We start from the raw sequence: 15,998 nt of genomic DNA, 5'->3' as shown, positions 1-15,998 counted from the left end.
TACCTAAGAATGATTAAATAAAAATTTAAAATTAATAAACTTATAGGTATCACAGATAAACAATAAATTGATTTTTCTTTTGGAAATTTTCCCATACTATCTAAGTAATTTAACTGAGTTTTGGGAAAAGCATTAATAATTTATTGTGGCGATATAAAAGTCAAACTACAAAGACAAATTTTGGAATTTTCAAAAATTAAAGAAATTTTATTTGAAGGAGAAAATCTTTATGACTAGCAACCAGCAACCATTTGAAAAGATTGAAAAAGGTAATCCCGAAGACTATGGACTGATTGAACGTCCGTCAGCTACAAATGAACTAGAAAATTCTCAAGAAAACCTTGCCCTAGATACCAACCAAAAAAGTGACCATACAGTTGCTCGCGCCGTTGGTGCTGCTGGCGGTGGTATAGCTGGAGCAGCAATCGGTAGATTAGTCGGTGGAAAACTGGGTGCAGCAGTTGGTGCTATAGGTGGCGCAGTTGCTGGAGCAGCAATTGGGGATCAAGCTGCTGAAGACATTGACAAAAAATTAGAAGATGCTGTTGAGACGGTTAAAGATACGGCTCAAGGTGTTACCCATAGCATCGAAGGAGCAATTGATTCTGTTAAAGAGAAAGTGGCAGAAGCTGATGTCAAAGCCGTAGTTGATTCTGTTCAAAACAAAATCGATGAAGCTGATGTCCATGGTGTAAGTCAATCGGTTCAAAACAAAATCGATGAAGCAGATGTTCATGGTGTTACTCAATCAGTTCAAAATAAAATCGATCAAACTGATGTCAAAGGCGTAGTTAATTCTGTTCAACGCAAAATCGATGAAGCAGATGTTCATGGTGTTACTCAATCAGTTCAGAATAAAATCGATCAAACTGATACCCGTGGCATAAGTCAATCGGTTCAAAATAAAATTAATGAAGCTGATGTCCATGGTGTTACTCAATCAGTTCAAAATAAAATCGATCAAACTGATACCCGTGGCATAAGTCAATCGGTTCAAAATAAAATTAATGAAGCTGATGTCCGTGGTGTAACTGATTCTCTGAAGGGAACAGTGCATGATGTCAAATCGTCTGTTGCCGATACAGCAGAGCGTACTTCTAGAGTCGCACAAAATTTAGCCGATAATACCAAACTTGCTGCACAGAATAAGGTTGAGGCAACGTCTACAAAACCGGAAACTGAACCAATCACAATTGAAGCAACAACGGTTGATTGGCAGAGTGAACCAACCAAGACGGAAGGAGAATCAGCATCTGAATGGGAACTTCACCAAAAACGAGCTTCTTCGTAATAAGTGATTATTAAAGGCAAATTTGCATTCTTTTGAAACAATTTAACTGTTTTAGTTAAATTTACTTTTGTACGTTTGATAATTTGTAACTAATTAGTGTGAACCATTGACTTAATTAGCTAGTTACCCGATTTTTTCAGACCTTAAAAGAGTAGGACTCTAGATTAAATAGTCTTACTCTTTATTTATTTGTTAGCTCTTCCAAAATAAGTAGCAGTAGCAACCAGTTAAGTATCTAGCCAAAATTAATTGTGTACTTTAGTAATCAAAAGCTTCAGGAGCTTCAGGCGCAAAGGAGAAAAGAAAAATATATAAATAAATTTGCTGAAGTACTTATTAGTTTTGAACTATGATTTTTGACCTCAATAATGTTTTAATGGTACTTATATATTGCTCTTTGATTTCAAACCACGCCGTTTTACTACTACAGTACTTCCCAATTAAAGAAAAAAAAGTTATTATGATAAATCGTGAGTTTTTATGGTAACTATGAATGCAGAAGCGATTATTCGTTCCATAGAAGCTGAACATATCAAAACTGACTTACCCGTAATTCATGTTGGTGACAGCGTAGAAGTAGGCGTAAGAATCAAAGAAGGTAACAAAGAACGTGTTCAGCCCTATAAAGGTACCGTGATTGCTATGCGCAACGGCGGTATCAACAAAACTATTACTGTCCGTCGCATCTTTCAAGGTGTCGGGGTAGAGAGAGTGTTTTTAGTTAATTCTCCTATCGTTGCTCATATTAAAATTGAGCGTCGCGGTAAAGTTCGTCGTGCTAAACTATATTACCTACGCGATCGCGTAGGTAAAGCTACTCGGATTCAGCAACGTTTTGACCGCCCTATTTGAAAAAATATTGATCTAGTTTATTAACTAAAAATTACCAAAATACGGTAATATAAGGTAAATCAAGCTTGACACTTAAGTTAAGATGCATTAAATGCGTCCTTAGTTCAGTTGGTAGAACGTCGGTCTCCAAAACCGAATGTCGGGGGTTCAAGTCCTCCAGGGCGCGTCAACCTTATTAGTACCGTACTAGTTAAATCGGCTAGACTTAAGTTATCTAAACAAAGTAAAGTAGGGTATCAGTAGAATACTCTATTCTGATAACTCCTGGAGGGTAAGATCATTGGCTAAAAACGATGTCGTCAAAAAAGAGGTTGAAGTCACCAAAGAACAAGGTGATGGTTTTAATTTAAGCCAGTTTACTAGTGAAACCAAAGAAGAACTAGAAAAAGTTGTCTGGCCTTCTCGTCAACAACTGTTGAGTGAGTCGGCAGCAGTAATTTTAATGGTAACTTTGGTTGCGACAGTAATATATTTAGTCGATAATTTCTTTGCTTGGGGATCAGGAAAAGTATTCTAATGAATTTTGCAGCAGACCGACCAGAAGAAATAGAGCAACGACAACAATCGCAACCGCAAGGTAGACCTCGTTGGTATGCCGTGCAAGTAGCTTCTGGCTGTGAGAAGCGGGTAAAAACAGACTTAGAGCAGCGCATTAATACTCTAGAAGTAGCGGATCGCGTGCTACAAGTACAAATACCTCAAACCCCAACAGTCAAAATTCGTAAAGATGGTTCTCGTCAACACGGTCAAGAAAAAGTCTTTCCTGGCTATATTCTTGTTCAAATGATTATGGACGATGATGCTTGGCAGGTAGTCAAAAACACTCCCAATGTAATTAACTTTGTCGGTGCAGAACAAAAACGCAACTACGGCAGAGGAAGAGGACACGTTAAACCATTACCGTTATCGCCTGGTGAAGTCGAACGTATTTTTAAACAAGCAGAAGGACAAGAACCAATTGTTAAAGTCGATATGGCAATCGGAGACAAAATAGCAGTTCTCTCCGGTCCCTTTAAAGATTTTGAAGGGGAAGTCATAGAAGTAAGTCCAGAAAGAAGCAAACTCAAAGCATTATTGTCAATTTTTGGACGAGATACTCCAGTAGAACTGGAATTTAACCAGATTGAAAAACAAAGCTAGAAATGCCAAGAAAAGTTGTTGCAATCATTAAATTAGCTCTGCCAGCAGGCAAAGCTAACCCTGCACCTCCCGTAGGTCCCGCTCTAGGTCAGCATGGTGTCAATATTATGGCGTTTTGTAAAGAATACAACGCTAGGACTGCTGATAAAGTAGGGTTAGTTATTCCAGTAGAAATTTCAGTTTTTGAAGACCGAAGTTTTACTTTTATTCTTAAAACTCCTCCAGCATCTGTTCTAATTAGAAAAGCTGCGGGAATTGAAAGAGGGGCAAGTCAGCCCAATAAACAAACTGTAGCTACGATTACTCAAGCTCAGTTGAGAGAAATCGCAGAAACTAAAATGCCCGATCTAAATGCCAATGATATTGAAGCAGCAATGAAAATTGTTGCAGGTACGGCAAAAAATATGGGTGTTGCGATCGCAGAATAATTTCAAAAACTAAAATCTAAAATTAATTTAGGGGAGAAGCTTAAGCTTCGTTAACTACCCAAGGAGAGTAATCCAGTAATGACAAAAAAACTATCGCGTCGAATGCGAGAGGCGTTAGCTAAAGTAGATCAAGACAAAGCTTACGAACCTCTAGAAGCTTTACAATTATTAAAAGAAACCGCAACAGCTAAATTCGTCGAAACGGCTGAAGCTCATATACGTCTAGGTATCGATCCCAAATATACCGACCAACAACTACGGACAACTGTAACTTTTCCTAAAGGAACTGGTCAAACTGTACGCATAGCTGTAATTGCTCGCGGTGAAAAAGTAAAAGAGGCAGAACAAGCCGGAGCAGAAATAGTTGGTTCGGAAGAATTAATTGACGAAATTCAAAAAGGCATGATGGATTTTGATATTCTAATTGCCACTCCTGATATGATGCCCAAAGTAGCAAGATTAGGGCGGATGTTGGGTCCAAAAGGTTTGATGCCTTCTCCCAAAGGCGGTACCGTCACCGATGATTTACCAACTGCTATTAGTGATTTTAAAGGTGGTAAACAAGAATTTCGTGCTGACAGAACTGGTATCGTTCATGTTATGTTTGGAAAGGTATCATTTTCAGCCGAAGACCTCCTAGTTAATTTGAAGGCTCTACAAGAAACAGTTGACCGCAATCGTCCTTCTGGGGCAAAAGGTCGCTACTGGCGCAGTATTTTTGTGTCTTCTTCGATGGGACCTTCAATTCAAGTAGATATTAGTGGTTTAAGAGACTTGAAAATGACTGAAGCAGCTTAGACCATAGTCTAAATTGCTTTTTGTAGTTCACAACGAAGATTACCAACTAAATATTCAAGTTTTAAACGACCTATACCAAAGACAGTGGGTGCTGAAATCAGCTTAATATCCTGCCGAGGTTGATGTCCTAAAAAAAATTCCCTTGCTTCAAAAATAACTGTAGCAATTAGGGAAAGACATCAGACGCGACCCCGGCATCTAGCTAGGGGTCTTGTTATATGTCGAAACAATTCCCACCAAATCTAAGGAGGTGAAACCAGAATGGGAAGAACCCTTGCCAACAAGCAAGAAATCGTAACTGAGCTTAAAGAGATCTTAAAAGAATCTCAAATGGCTTTTGTGATCGATTATGAAGGGTTGTCAGTAGCAGAAATAACTGACTTACGTAATCGTCTGCGTCCTGCTGGTGCTACTTGCAAAATCACCAAAAACACCCTCATGAATATTGCCATTGAGGGAGACGAAAACTGGCAACCTATGCAGCAGTTTTTGAGTAATGCTTCTGCTTTCCTGCTTGCAGGAGAAGAAGTAGGTGCTGCTGTTAAAGCTTATAAAGAATTCCAGAAAGCCACCAAAAAAACCGAATTACGGGGTGGTGTTATGGAAGGGCAAGCCTTAACTAAAGAACAAGTTGAGGCGTTAGGAGATCTACCTTCTAAAGAAGAACTCTACGCGCAAATTGCTGGCGCACTCAATGCACTGGCGACCAAGATTGCTGTCGGAGTCAAGGAAGTTCCTGCTTCTTTGGCGCGTGGTATCAAAGCAGTATCGGAAAAAGAAGACCAAGCTGCTGCCTAAAGTTTGTTAATTCTAAATTTTTCATTGTTAATTAAGGAGTAACTGAAATGTCTGCTGCAACTGATGAAATTCTCGAAAAGCTAAAATCTTTATCTCTGTTAGAAGCTGCTGAACTAGTTAAGCAAATTGAAGAAGCCTTTGGTGTTAGTGCTGCTGCTCCTGCTGGTGGCATGATGATGATGGCTCCTGGTGCTGGTGGCGGTGCTGCGGAAGCTGAAGAAGAGAAAACTGAATTTGACGTTATTCTCGATGAAGTTCCTGCTGATAAGAAAATTGCTGTTCTTAAAGTGGTACGGACTCTCACTGGTTTAGGTTTGAAAGAAGCTAAAGAATTAGTTGAATCTACACCTAAACCCATCAAAGAAGGTGTACCCAAAGACGACGCAGAAGACACCAAGAAGAAATTGGAAGAAGCTGGTGCCAAAGTTACTGTTAAGTAATTATCACGCGATTCACAAGCCTCGCCCTCGAAGGGCGGGGACGACCCCTTACCATTTTTTTCAAATAAGTAGTCTCTCAGAGGCTGCTTTTTTTTATGTTCAACATTTGATTGCCACCTTTTTGAAACTCATAAGCCACTGTTTCAATTTGTACCTGATAGCCTTGACGAGAAAACTCTTGAATAACTACATCAACATAAGGTGATGGGGTACAATCCATTTTAAAAAGCGGAAAAATTCTCACTTCTGGAGCAATTTTTAATAATTCTTGGATTGACTCTAGATGAAAATCAAGGGAAAAATTATCGGAGTACAAAAACAGTAGATGAGAACAAACACACAATTGAAACTGGTTTGAAGAAAAATCTAAATTGGGTAACGAGTGAGCTAAATAACGTCCCTCTGCTTTACCAATTTCATAATCTAATAAAAATTTTTCCATTGCAGCTAGACGAGCTTTGCCTAATTCTTCTGGATCTCGAAAAGTCTGCCAAACATAGCGGTCTCGATTTTGGGTCACTAATGAGATAATGGGTTGGTAACTTGCTTCAACTCGCTTTCTAATTTCTTCAGTCGAAAATTGATAAATTGGATCGATAGATACTACTTTGTAACCAAATTGAGTCATTTCAGCATTAAAGCTAGCAGGGCCATCTCCACAACCAAGAATTTTAAGCTTTAAGTCGGCATCTGAAAGGTTGAACATCAATTGATATTCTTTTAAAGTTCTACCCCAAGGCACAACATCGTCTAGTTTCATTGTCTTTTTATGTTATACCAAATCAATAAATGTTTGTGACAGATAGAGCATCAAGAATGAAACTATAACACTACGTATTTAGGTTAGGACACGCAAATCTTGTCAGGGCGATTGGCCAATCGCCCCTACGATTTACAATAATGTCCTAATCTTTCTTTGTACTGCTATATATCCACAAACAGAAGCAATAAATTCAGGAGTTAACTTTCTCAAAGCGCGATCTCGGCAGAGCCGAGGCGCGTTGCGATCAAGAAAGTAATGTAATTCATCTAAGTTAGAAAAAAGTTCCCATTTTAAATCTTGTTTCAGAGCTTGCCAGACTCGCTCAATATCGGATAATCTGCAAGTTAAAGGCGCGATCGCAACAAGCTATAAATTTAATTTTTTGGTAGACTCAAACACTTTTAATCAAAGCTACTCTCAAAAAATGACAAAATATAGTTTTACTGATAATTACAATTAATTACTAATGTTGCCCAAATCACAAAATTCTGCTAACCTTTCTGAGCAATTTTATCATAATGGATTAGAAATTTCCCCTTTCATCGAAAGTATTCATCAAGAATTACTTCCCCATTTAGAAATAGAAAGTGTCGAGCCTTATAATCCTGTAGTCGTTCATCATCTTCCTCAACCTTGGCAACTAATAGGAACAGGAAATTATGCAGGAGTATTTTATCATCCTAATTATATCGATCTCGTAGTCAAAATTTATGCTCCTGGACGTTTGGGTTGGACAGAAGAATTAGAAGTTTATCGTCGTCTAGGTTCTCACCCAGCTTTTTCCCAATGTTTTTATGCAGAAGAAGGTTTTTTAGTTTTGAAGAGATTATATGGAGTAACTCTTTACGATTGTTTGCATCGTGGGTTAAAAATTCCGCCACAAGTTATCAAAGATATCGACCAAGCTTTAAAATATATTCAAGAGCAAGGTATGTATCCTCACGATGTTCACGGACGTAATGTGATGATGTACGAAGGCAGAGGATTAGTTGTAGATGTCTCTGATTTTCTTCGCGAACAACCTTGTCGAGCATGGGATGATTTAAAAAAAGCTTATTATTTAATCTATTTGCCTTTTCTTTATTGGCTTCCGCTACCAATCCCTTACTTTATCTTAGATTTAGTTCGTAAAAGCTACCGACTTTTTCGTCGCTTAACACTTCGTGGTGTTTAGTCAGCTAGCTAAATTACTTACTTTTAATAAAAGTTTTTTAATCGATAATTAATCGTGCAACTAAATAACTAGATTAAAAAAAAATTTTGAATAGCAATATATATTAAAATTTTCTCAAAACTTATTTGATTAGATTGTTCTTTAACAATACAAACCTAAGTTGCAAATTCCTTCGTTTTCATCGGCATATAAAGCTTCTTCTAATCTAGCTAAACTTGCTTCTTGTGGTTCTTGACTTAAATCAATTTTTTGGACTTTTTTTTCACTAACTATTAAAGAATCGTTTTGAGTATTAGAAAATTTTAAATTGAATTTAACCAATCCTAAGAAGTGCATTTTTTTTCTCTCGTCAACGTTTAATTTCTATATCTAAATTTAATAACGTTGATGGCTAACTTAAAAGGTAACATTTACTGAATTATCAAATAAATTTTTGATGAATAAAACTGTTAAATAATGTTTTTTATGAAGTAACTATCAAGATTAAAGGCAAAAAAACAAATTTTGTCATTACCCAAAGAAGATCATCAACAAGAATAATTAAGTTACTTGCTTCTAGAAAAAGGTTTTTTCCGTGTCATTACGGTAAAATTAAATAAGAGAAATTGTGTGAAAGCAATTTGTTAGACAAGCGATCGCTTAACTCCAATTTTTTGAGTAGTTTGGTAAAAACTCTAGCAATTGAAGTAACTTGCACCTGATTAAGGCTTTGTTATTAAAAATAATCCCACAGCAATCATCACACTGCCTGCAACAAGATTCATTATTTTCCTTGTTTTAGAACTAATTAATAATCTAGCTCTATCAGCCATAAATGCATAGCCAAGCTTTACACCGCCTACGGCAACTATAGTAATACCAATAATGATGCCAGTATCAAAATAAGATACTTGAGAAAGATCGAGAAAAGCTGGAAAAAAACCAAGATAAAACAAGGTAGCTTTTTGATCGCCTAATGTAATCAACAATCCGGTCAAAAAACTAGACATTAAAGAAGATTTAACAACTTCCTGTGTCTGAAAATCCTTGACTTTTGATCTACATAATCTTATTCCCAGAAAGATTAAATAAATTCCACCTAAGTATTTTATAAAAACAAATAAACTGCCCATCGTTTCAGCAAGAAACGACAAACCCCAAATCGCTATGATGATGAAAAAAATATCACCAAGCACTATTCCTATAGTCGTGAAAACACCATGAATAAATCCAGATGTAGCAGATCGAGTGGAGACTGCCAAGACACTCACACTGGGAATAGAAGCCAGAACAATCATGGCGCCAAATAATGCAACTATGCTGCTAAATGTCATACTGCTTTGCATAAATGTAACAATTCTACAATTTACTGCGCTTTTCAATTTGTAGGAACACAAAATACAAAGCTTTTAGCTTTTATTACTTTTGAGAAATGGTATTACGTCTCGTCAGGAGAAAGGAAGCAGCAGGCAGAAGGAAAGAAAAATAATCGAAGGAGCGAAGTTATTACTATTAATTAAACAGCACTTTCTCCGAACATAGACTTACTATGCTCGGGAAATTTATATATTCTTTGATAGCGGATAATTTACTACTACAATACCGTCATTACTTTCAAAAATTCTTTTGCAAGACAGGGAGTTTGAGAACTTTTTTGTTGAAAAAGAACTCCTGCTAGAAAGTAAATGTTCTCTGAGAAGAATGCCTTACGCTTACGCTGCAATTGTGTAATAGTATTTCTAACTTTAGGTTCACAACTGTAATAGCCAAACTTAAGAGGAGAAATCATAAAATCAACCACCTGGTAGCCTAGTTTAGTGGCGTAGTTCACCGTATCAACTGGATTTGAGTATGCCGAAATCATCAGCATTACTTGTTCATAGCCCTGGGCAAGAAGCCGTTTGGTAATGCTTGCTCCATCATGTCCTCCATGCAGAGATGGCATATAAAGCTGGTTATCTGGTGCTGGAAGGTAAGGAGGATTAGCAATCAAACAACGAGCTTTTTTATGAGAATTGGCAAAAAAACAACTGTTGTCAACTTTATAATAGGAATCAAGACCATATTGCTTAATTTTTAATTGAGCTAACTGATAAGCGTCTAGATTTAATTCGTATCCTTGAATAATTCCTATAAAAGAACTTTTTAGAAGTGCTTGAATAACAGGGCTACCATCTCCAGAGCCAAATTCAACGATGAAGTGGTCTGAGATATTTTGAGATAGCACCATTTTTTCTAGGCATTGAGCATAGAATTGAGATTCTTCAGGACAGAAGAAAACTTGATTGGGAGAATTAACCTCAACTACAGTATCGGAGGTTAAAAGACTTTTGTTCATAGTAAGAGTTTGATAATAAGTTAAAAAATAGGCAATTACGCCGAAGGAATAACAGGAAGAGGATTCTCTGCTTGTTTGATGCATTGAATAACCGCTTTACCAGCACGTTCTCCAATCAACTTTTCCTGGGCATAGCCAAGCAAAATTTCCCAGGCGTTGTCGGGATATTGCTCTGCGAGGGGAAGAGCTACATCCTGCAACATCCACTGTCCGTGTCGTTCATCTTCCCGAATGTGCAAAGTCCAATACCCTGATGAGTCTTCGCTGAGGTTCAATCTTTGAGCAGCTATTAGATAATCTGTGTAGATAGACGGACCAACAATTTCAAAGTAAGTCAATCCACCGTTGTAACGCAGAAAGTGACGTTTGCATTCAGTGAGTAAAAAGTTGTGATTAATGCTGGCAAGCAATTCCCAGGGAGCTAGATCAAAATATCCTTCTGGTTCTGTATTTAACGCCATTTCAGCCATCATTTTGGCAAAAAAGGTGGAATGCTTGCGTGAGAGACGACCATTGCCATATTCTTCTAGCAAAACTCGAATCAAGGTTGCTTGAACTTCATTACTAGCTCCCCCAAGGATTCGAGACATCCGACTAGCTTCTACTAAACCGTCCAGAGATGCGATCGCTAATAACCATCGATATCCTTCTCGATCTATTTCTTTCCGTAAGAAACTTCGATTTTCTGTTATTGGAGGATTTAGATCTGCCTCACCCCATTCTGTTAAAGTTTGTTTTACATCCTGCTGTTTAAGAGTTTCAATATCTATCTGAGCCAGTTCCCAAGCCTGCCATACCGATTCAATGCGATCGCGTATCCACTGTAAATAAAACGATCTCTCATTTTGATAATGATTTAAATCATCGTACCAGAATAAATTGAGGCGATTAATACGGTACAAAACTCGCTGTAAAAATCGATGAGCGTTTGCATCTCCAGGTGTTAAAGGATCGGCATAAGCCAGGGGAAGGGCAGTTGCGATCGCTGCTTCCAATTTCTCAACTCGCTCAGGAGATTGAGTAAGATATTTATCTAACTCTTCTAACGTTAATAATTCAATGAGTTGGTTTTCTGCAACGAGAAAATCTCGGTTTTCAACCGTAGGTGAGGTATGATGTTTAACTTTTTTGATCAAAGTGTGAGGATTGACATCTGTAATCATAGAATGTTACTGAGGATCGTTTTCTATTAACTCACCGCCAGATTGATTGAGACGAAAACCTAACCAATCTCTCAAGTGAATGTATTTAGACTGTAGTGTAGTCAATTTAACAGAATTGTCACGTCCATCTATAGACAGAATCCCCAAGTCAAATGTATTACTTTTAAATTATAAAAGTTTAGTTTTAGGTGTTTTGGGCGTATTACTTAAAAATGCTGTAAATATATTTGTTTATCTGTAAATTTCATCTTTCAAGTTTAAGCGATCGCTCTTTTGGCGATATTCCAAGGTAACCAATACCAGTTAATCAAATAATCGAAACTGCTTATGTGAACCTTTTGACGCACTTCTAGAAATCCCAGATTCTCTAAAATCCTGACAACTTCTTGTGGTTTTAAAACAGGAATATTACTCATTAATCATTAGACCACAATCTGTTGTGTACCTACAAACTCTCTGTCAAAGATTATATTTTCATCTTCTAACAACATTTCAATTACTTCTCGTATATTTTCCTTTAACTCGTCTAAAGTTTTTCCCTGAGAATGTGCGCCTTTAAATCCTGGGATATAACCAACGTAAAAATTAGTATCCAAATCTCGCTCAACAATTGAGGTAAATATTTTCATGAAATTCTATGTTTTAAATGCAGAATAAAGCGTTTTATACTTAGGCTGCAACTTCTACATAAGCTGATGAGGTTGTGGGTTGTGGAATTTCTAAATTCTCTGCCTTCAATCCATCAAGATGAAATTCAATCGCTTCACGCATATTTTGTTCTAATTCCTCACGAGTTGCGCCAGTGGAAACACAACCTGGTAAATCGGGAGAATAGGCAGAATAACCAGTTTCTGTTGTTTCAATCACAATTAAATATTGCATTATTTCAAACCCGCTTGTTTTAATATGCTGTTTAGTGTTCCTACAGCCAAATCGTCACTTAGTTTTCCTGGTACAGTGACCAAACCCGATTTAATAGGATGTTTGTATTGACGATGGCTGCCTCGCGTTCGAGCTAGATACCATCCATCTTGTTCGATTAGTTTGATTATATCTCTAACTTTCATCCCCTAATTTTAGGCGATCGCTTTTTTTCACAGATCGCATTGAAGTAACAGAATTAATTAAATAAAAAGTTGTTGAGTTTCTTTTGTTAACTAAATTTATAAAAATCGAATACCAAAACTTATTATTCCATTTACTTCCACATATCAGTTTCCATAAATGACCAAATTCTGCGATAAAGAGCAGGTGCATTGCCAAAATGCTCATCACTTGAATCAGAGCTAGTAGTAATAGTAACAACTGTTCTTTCTGGTCTTTCAATACAATAAATAACTACTGAACTTAGTGATGTATAACCAAATAGTTGAAAACCTAAGTCAGATTCAGATGATTTCTCACTTGTGAATGCTATAGTTCCTGCTTGTGTAGCTCTAGCTTTGCATTCATCCACACCCATAGCTAAAATTTTTGTACCTGAAACTAAATGTGGGATTGCTAATACTTTTTTAGATGGACATAATATTAAAGATACTGATGAGCTTAAAACTAAGCAAATAAATATTTTGGGGAAATATGTAATTAATTTTAAGGTTTTTGGAGTAAAAATAGCCATATTTGTCTTGAATGATTCAATTTGTACGATTATAAAAATAAATTGCTATGTTTGCTCATTAATAACCAATTACATAAGGACAAAAGACAAACATAACAAAACTTTACACTCCAACATGAGCTACCTCAAAGACGGGACTAAAACTTGATGTCAAAGTAAGAGTATCGAGTTGGGGATAAAACTCATGACAGCCACTCTAAATCTTGCCACTGCACCTGGTCATCAAACTTTAGCAGCAGCAGGTAAAAAGATTTTACGTCCTGGGGGAAGAAAAGCCACCGAACAACTATTTACTTGGGCTAATTTCCAACCAGGAGAAACAGTATTAGAATTAGCAGCTAGTTTTGGCGAAAGTGCTATCTCCCTAGCGAAACGTTTTGATGTTCGGGTTGTGGGAATCGAAAAAAATCCCGAAAGTGTTGCTAAAGCCAGAGAAAACATTAAAAATGCTGGTTTAGAAGATCGGATAACAATTATTGAGGGTGATATCTTTCATTTAGATAAGATTACAGAAAAGTTTGATTATGTCTTAGCTGAAGCTATTCTTACGATGCAATCACCAGCAGGAAAGGCAAAAGTTTTACAAGCAATTCATAATCATCTTCAACAGAGTGGCAAATTCTTATCTCATGAACTTTTGGTTAAAGGTAACAAGTCAGCAGTTTATCAAACTCTATCTCAAGCAATTCGGGTTAATTCTCAGCCGTTAACTGTAGAAGAATGGCAGTCTGTTTGTGCTACTGCTGGTTTAACTGTACAACAACAGCAGACAGGTGCAATGGGACTGTTAAATTTAGGGCAAATGATTCGAGATGAAGGAATTTTCGGCACATTAAAAATTTGCTGGAAGATTTTGACTAATGCACCTTTACGTCAGAGAGTTTGGCAGATGCGTCGCAGTTTTCAAAAACATCAACGGGATTTAGGTTACATCGTTTTTATGTCAACAGTAAAAATGTAGGGCGTTTTTTAGCAATGTCATTCTGACGTAAGGAAGAATCTCTAGGAAATAGGAAACCTTTTATTGCAGCTTGCTAGATTCCTCGCTTCACTCGGAATGACAAATTGAGGGTAATACCGAGAGCAAAATAACCAAGATTTATAGGAGAAAAAATATGAGTAATGGATTAGCTTCAGTAAACAATTCATTTACTGCTACTTTAAAAGATTTGATTGAATATCCCAAACAAGGTATTCTCAGTAAAGTTTTACTCAAAGATAATAACTGTCAATACACTCTTTTCTGTTTAGCTAAAGGTACAGAAATCGACGAACATACTTCAACTAGGAATGCAGTAGTTACAGTAATTGAAGGACAAGGAATTTTAACTTTAAACAATGAAGAAATTGCTTTGAACTCAGGTGTATTTGTTTTTATGCCTGCCAATGCACCTCATGCTTTACAAGCTAAAGAAAATCTTGCTTTTTTACTGACTCTTTCCGAACATCCACACCCCAAAAATCAAGTTAGTCAAAAAACAATTGACATTGTTAAATCTACAGCACCTCTCCTCAAACAGCATGGCGAAAAAATCACGAAGAAGATGTATGAAATTATGTTCCGCAACCATCCAGAAGTGAAAGAACAATTTGATATGTCTGCCCAAGCTAATGGTTCTCAACCTGCCAAACTTGCTACTGCGGTTTATAGTTATGCTACTCAGATTGATAATTTGTCAGCGTTGCAATCAATGGTAGAAAAAATTGCCCATCGTCATGTGGCAACTTATGTTCAACCAGAACAATATGCCATTGTTGGAGAAAGTTTATTACAGGCAATCAAAGATGTTTTGGGAGATGCTGCCACGAAAGAAGTAATGACCGCTTGGACAGAAGCTTATCAAGTATTAGCTGAAGTTTTTATTAACCGAGAACAACAAATCTATTGTAGGAACAATTCATAAATCGGGGGACTGTGGGGCGAATCAAATTTGCTCTCTTAGATCAAGTCCATTTAATTACTATTGAACGCCTCATTTGTCATCATCTGTGGGGGCATCCTTTTGACACTTTCGGTGAGTTTTCAAGAACAGTATTTTGTTGAAAGCTTTGTCTGCCTTAGATGCAATTAATTAAAATTAACTGTTTCTCAGCTTTTTAATTGGTTAAATAGGAGCAAATAGAACAAAGCAAGAGTATAACATGATTATCGATCCGCAAAAGATATCAGGTCAGAGAAGTTCTAATTATCCCCAACAATTTCAAACTTATATCTCAGGAAGAATTAAGAAAAAACTCGGAAATTTCGCAGGGTTAAAAAATTTTGGAGTTAACTTAGTAACACTTGAACCAGGAAGTCGTTCTGCGCTAAGGCATTGGCATACTAAACAAGATGAATTTATTTATATTTTGTTTGGTGAAGCTACTTTAGTTACTAATGCTGGCGAACAAATTTTACCAGCGGGAATGGCAGCAGGATTTCCAGCAGGAGAAGCTGATGGACATCATTTGCTAAATCGTTCTAATGCAAATGTAGTTTATATAGAGATTGGAGATAGAACGCCAGAAGATACAGTTGATTATCCTGATGAGGATCTGATGGCAAAAGATCAAGATGGTGTTTGGATTTTTACTCACAAAAATGGCAGCGTTTATGATTCTTAGTAACAGAGATTTTGGCTGTTTGCCCAGAAATTCTTGAAACTCTTGGTTTAGCTAGCTGTTGCTAGTGTGGGGCAAAAGTTCTTCTCTCTAAATTCTTTGGTATTTGCGATCGCTCTAACCGTGTCGAACTCAAAATTATTGGATTGAGTCTGACTTGAACAAGAAAAATTTGATTTTTTGTTAACATACTATATAGTTATATAAATTATATAGTTAACTTCATCTGTCCATGTCCACTAATCCTACTCGTGAAAACACCTCAAAGCCTCCAGAATTTCTTGCTCCAGTTGCTGATTATTTTAAAGTGCTTTCAGAAGTGAGTAGGTTACAAATATTAAGTTGCTTGAGAGCCGGACCAATGAATGTCAGTGAAATCGGTGAAGCAACGGGTTTAGGACAGGCAAATTTATCAAAACATTTAAAAATGTTGACCGAAGCAGAAATCCTGTCTCGTCAACCTCAAGGAGTGAGTGTCTACTATGAAATTAAAGACCCCATGATTTTTGAGTTATGCGAGTTAGTTTGCGATCGCCTTTACGAACGGATGCAGGAACAGGCAAAAAGATTTAAACAATTAAATACTTTTAGCATTTCTTCTAAATAGATTATAAC

22 protein-coding genes, 1 tRNA gene, 1 pseudogene and 1 other annotated feature are annotated in these 15,998 nt (G+C 36.9%); of the genes and pseudogenes, 14 read left to right on the top strand and 10 right to left on the bottom strand.

Annotated elements, in window-relative coordinates:
- Window positions 1-229: 229 nt before the first annotated feature.
- From STA7437_RS24805 to rplL, 9 genes are all read left to right on the top strand, one after another.
- Entirely contained in the window at window positions 230-1,291 is a 1,062-nt protein-coding gene (locus STA7437_RS24805; protein WP_015192983.1) for a glycine zipper domain-containing protein, read from the top strand.
- A gap of 489 nt (window positions 1,292-1,780) precedes the next feature.
- Window positions 1,781-2,143, top strand: a complete 363-nt coding sequence (gene rplS, locus STA7437_RS08550) for a 50S ribosomal protein L19 (protein ID WP_041619272.1) — start codon at window positions 1,781-1,783, stop codon at window positions 2,141-2,143.
- Between the two features lie 93 nt (window positions 2,144-2,236).
- A tRNA-Trp gene (locus tag STA7437_RS08545) sits at window positions 2,237-2,309 on the top strand.
- A gap of 114 nt (window positions 2,310-2,423) precedes the next feature.
- A complete protein-coding gene (secE, locus tag STA7437_RS08540) occupies window positions 2,424-2,660 on the top strand; it encodes a preprotein translocase subunit SecE (protein ID WP_015192981.1) in 237 nt (78 codons plus the stop codon).
- Window positions 2,660-3,283: a transcription termination/antitermination protein NusG gene (gene nusG / locus STA7437_RS08535; RefSeq protein WP_015192980.1), complete on the top strand. Its 624-nt coding sequence runs from the start codon at window positions 2,660-2,662 to the stop codon at window positions 3,281-3,283. Before secE ends, nusG begins: the two co-directional genes overlap by 1 nt.
- 2 nt (window positions 3,284-3,285) lie before the next feature.
- Window positions 3,286-3,711, top strand: a complete 426-nt coding sequence (gene rplK, locus STA7437_RS08530) for a 50S ribosomal protein L11 (protein ID WP_015192979.1) — start codon at window positions 3,286-3,288, stop codon at window positions 3,709-3,711.
- 78 nt (window positions 3,712-3,789) lie between these two features.
- A complete protein-coding gene (gene rplA / locus STA7437_RS08525) occupies window positions 3,790-4,509 on the top strand; it encodes a 50S ribosomal protein L1 (RefSeq protein WP_015192978.1) in 720 nt (239 codons plus the stop codon).
- A 57-nt stretch (window positions 4,510-4,566) separates the two neighbouring features.
- Window positions 4,567-4,735, top strand: a sequence feature (ribosomal protein L10 leader region).
- 35 nt (window positions 4,736-4,770) lie between these two features.
- Entirely contained in the window at window positions 4,771-5,307 is a 537-nt protein-coding gene (rplJ, locus tag STA7437_RS08520; protein WP_015192977.1) for a 50S ribosomal protein L10, read from the top strand.
- 47 nt (window positions 5,308-5,354) lie between these two features.
- A complete protein-coding gene (gene rplL / locus STA7437_RS08515) occupies window positions 5,355-5,747 on the top strand; it encodes a 50S ribosomal protein L7/L12 (protein ID WP_015192976.1) in 393 nt (130 codons plus the stop codon).
- A gap of 76 nt (window positions 5,748-5,823) precedes the next feature.
- On the opposite strand, the gene STA7437_RS08510 is transcribed toward rplL, so the two are convergent.
- Window positions 5,824-6,507 carry a hypothetical protein gene (locus tag STA7437_RS08510; protein ID WP_015192975.1) on the bottom strand — a complete coding sequence of 228 codons (684 nt, stop codon included), beginning with the start codon at window positions 6,505-6,507 and terminating at the stop codon, window positions 5,824-5,826.
- A gap of 469 nt (window positions 6,508-6,976) precedes the next feature.
- On the opposite strand from STA7437_RS08510, the gene STA7437_RS08505 reads away from it, so the two are divergent.
- Complete coding sequence (locus STA7437_RS08505; RefSeq protein ID WP_015192974.1) at window positions 6,977-7,684, top strand: serine/threonine-protein kinase; 708 nt, start codon at window positions 6,977-6,979, stop codon at window positions 7,682-7,684.
- A gap of 141 nt (window positions 7,685-7,825) precedes the next feature.
- On the opposite strand, the gene STA7437_RS08500 is transcribed toward STA7437_RS08505, so the two are convergent.
- From STA7437_RS08500 to STA7437_RS26115, 9 genes and pseudogenes are all read right to left on the bottom strand, one after another.
- Window positions 7,826-8,020: a hypothetical protein gene (locus STA7437_RS08500; RefSeq protein WP_015192973.1), complete on the bottom strand. Its 195-nt coding sequence runs from the start codon at window positions 8,018-8,020 to the stop codon at window positions 7,826-7,828.
- A 365-nt stretch (window positions 8,021-8,385) separates the two neighbouring features.
- Window positions 8,386-9,009, bottom strand: coding sequence for a LysE family translocator (locus STA7437_RS08495; RefSeq protein ID WP_015192972.1), 624 nt, complete (start codon window positions 9,007-9,009; stop codon window positions 8,386-8,388).
- Window positions 9,010-9,257: 248 nt separating this feature from the next.
- Window positions 9,258-10,001, bottom strand: coding sequence for a class I SAM-dependent methyltransferase (locus STA7437_RS08490; protein ID WP_041619269.1), 744 nt, complete (start codon window positions 9,999-10,001; stop codon window positions 9,258-9,260).
- A 35-nt stretch (window positions 10,002-10,036) separates the two neighbouring features.
- Window positions 10,037-11,164, bottom strand: a complete 1,128-nt coding sequence (locus tag STA7437_RS08485) for an iron-containing redox enzyme family protein (RefSeq protein WP_015192970.1) — start codon at window positions 11,162-11,164, stop codon at window positions 10,037-10,039.
- Between the two features lie 315 nt (window positions 11,165-11,479).
- A pseudogene (locus STA7437_RS27665) lies at window positions 11,480-11,580 on the bottom strand (type II toxin-antitoxin system HicA family toxin); the annotation flags it as partial.
- Between the two features lie 6 nt (window positions 11,581-11,586).
- Complete coding sequence (locus tag STA7437_RS08480; RefSeq protein WP_015192968.1) at window positions 11,587-11,793, bottom strand: type II toxin-antitoxin system HicB family antitoxin; 207 nt, start codon at window positions 11,791-11,793, stop codon at window positions 11,587-11,589.
- 40 nt (window positions 11,794-11,833) lie between these two features.
- Complete coding sequence (locus STA7437_RS08475) at window positions 11,834-12,046, bottom strand: type II toxin-antitoxin system HicB family antitoxin (RefSeq protein WP_015192967.1); 213 nt, start codon at window positions 12,044-12,046, stop codon at window positions 11,834-11,836.
- Entirely contained in the window at window positions 12,046-12,231 is a 186-nt protein-coding gene (locus STA7437_RS08470; RefSeq protein WP_015192966.1) for a type II toxin-antitoxin system HicA family toxin, read from the bottom strand. The genes STA7437_RS08475 and STA7437_RS08470 overlap by 1 nt, the downstream gene beginning before the upstream one ends.
- Before the next feature lie 131 nt (window positions 12,232-12,362).
- On the bottom strand, window positions 12,363-12,782 hold the full coding sequence (locus STA7437_RS26115) for a hypothetical protein (protein WP_015192965.1): 420 nt from the start codon (window positions 12,780-12,782) through the stop codon (window positions 12,363-12,365).
- 184 nt (window positions 12,783-12,966) lie between these two features.
- On the opposite strand from STA7437_RS26115, the gene STA7437_RS08455 reads away from it, so the two are divergent.
- The 4 genes from STA7437_RS08455 to STA7437_RS08440 all read left to right on the top strand — a co-directional run bounded on the left by STA7437_RS08455 (window position 12,967) and on the right by STA7437_RS08440 (window position 15,990).
- Window positions 12,967-13,743 carry an SAM-dependent methyltransferase gene (locus tag STA7437_RS08455; RefSeq protein ID WP_015192964.1) on the top strand — a complete coding sequence of 259 codons (777 nt, stop codon included), beginning with the start codon at window positions 12,967-12,969 and terminating at the stop codon, window positions 13,741-13,743.
- A gap of 154 nt (window positions 13,744-13,897) precedes the next feature.
- Complete coding sequence (locus tag STA7437_RS08450) at window positions 13,898-14,686, top strand: globin domain-containing protein (RefSeq protein ID WP_015192963.1); 789 nt, start codon at window positions 13,898-13,900, stop codon at window positions 14,684-14,686.
- A 238-nt stretch (window positions 14,687-14,924) separates the two neighbouring features.
- Window positions 14,925-15,386 (top strand): cupin domain-containing protein, encoded by a 462-nt coding sequence (locus STA7437_RS08445; protein WP_015192962.1) that lies wholly within the window; start codon window positions 14,925-14,927, stop codon window positions 15,384-15,386.
- A 229-nt stretch (window positions 15,387-15,615) separates the two neighbouring features.
- Window positions 15,616-15,990 carry an ArsR/SmtB family transcription factor gene (locus STA7437_RS08440; protein WP_015192961.1) on the top strand — a complete coding sequence of 125 codons (375 nt, stop codon included), beginning with the start codon at window positions 15,616-15,618 and terminating at the stop codon, window positions 15,988-15,990.
- Window positions 15,991-15,998: the final 8 nt, after the last annotated feature.

It is taken from the genome of Stanieria cyanosphaera PCC 7437 (genome assembly GCF_000317575.1).
In the GTDB taxonomy this organism is placed as follows: Bacteria; Cyanobacteriota; Cyanobacteriia; order Cyanobacteriales; family Xenococcaceae; genus Stanieria; species Stanieria cyanosphaera.
Note: the sequence above shows the minus strand (reverse complement) of the source record. Positions and strands in the feature narration are given on the sequence as shown.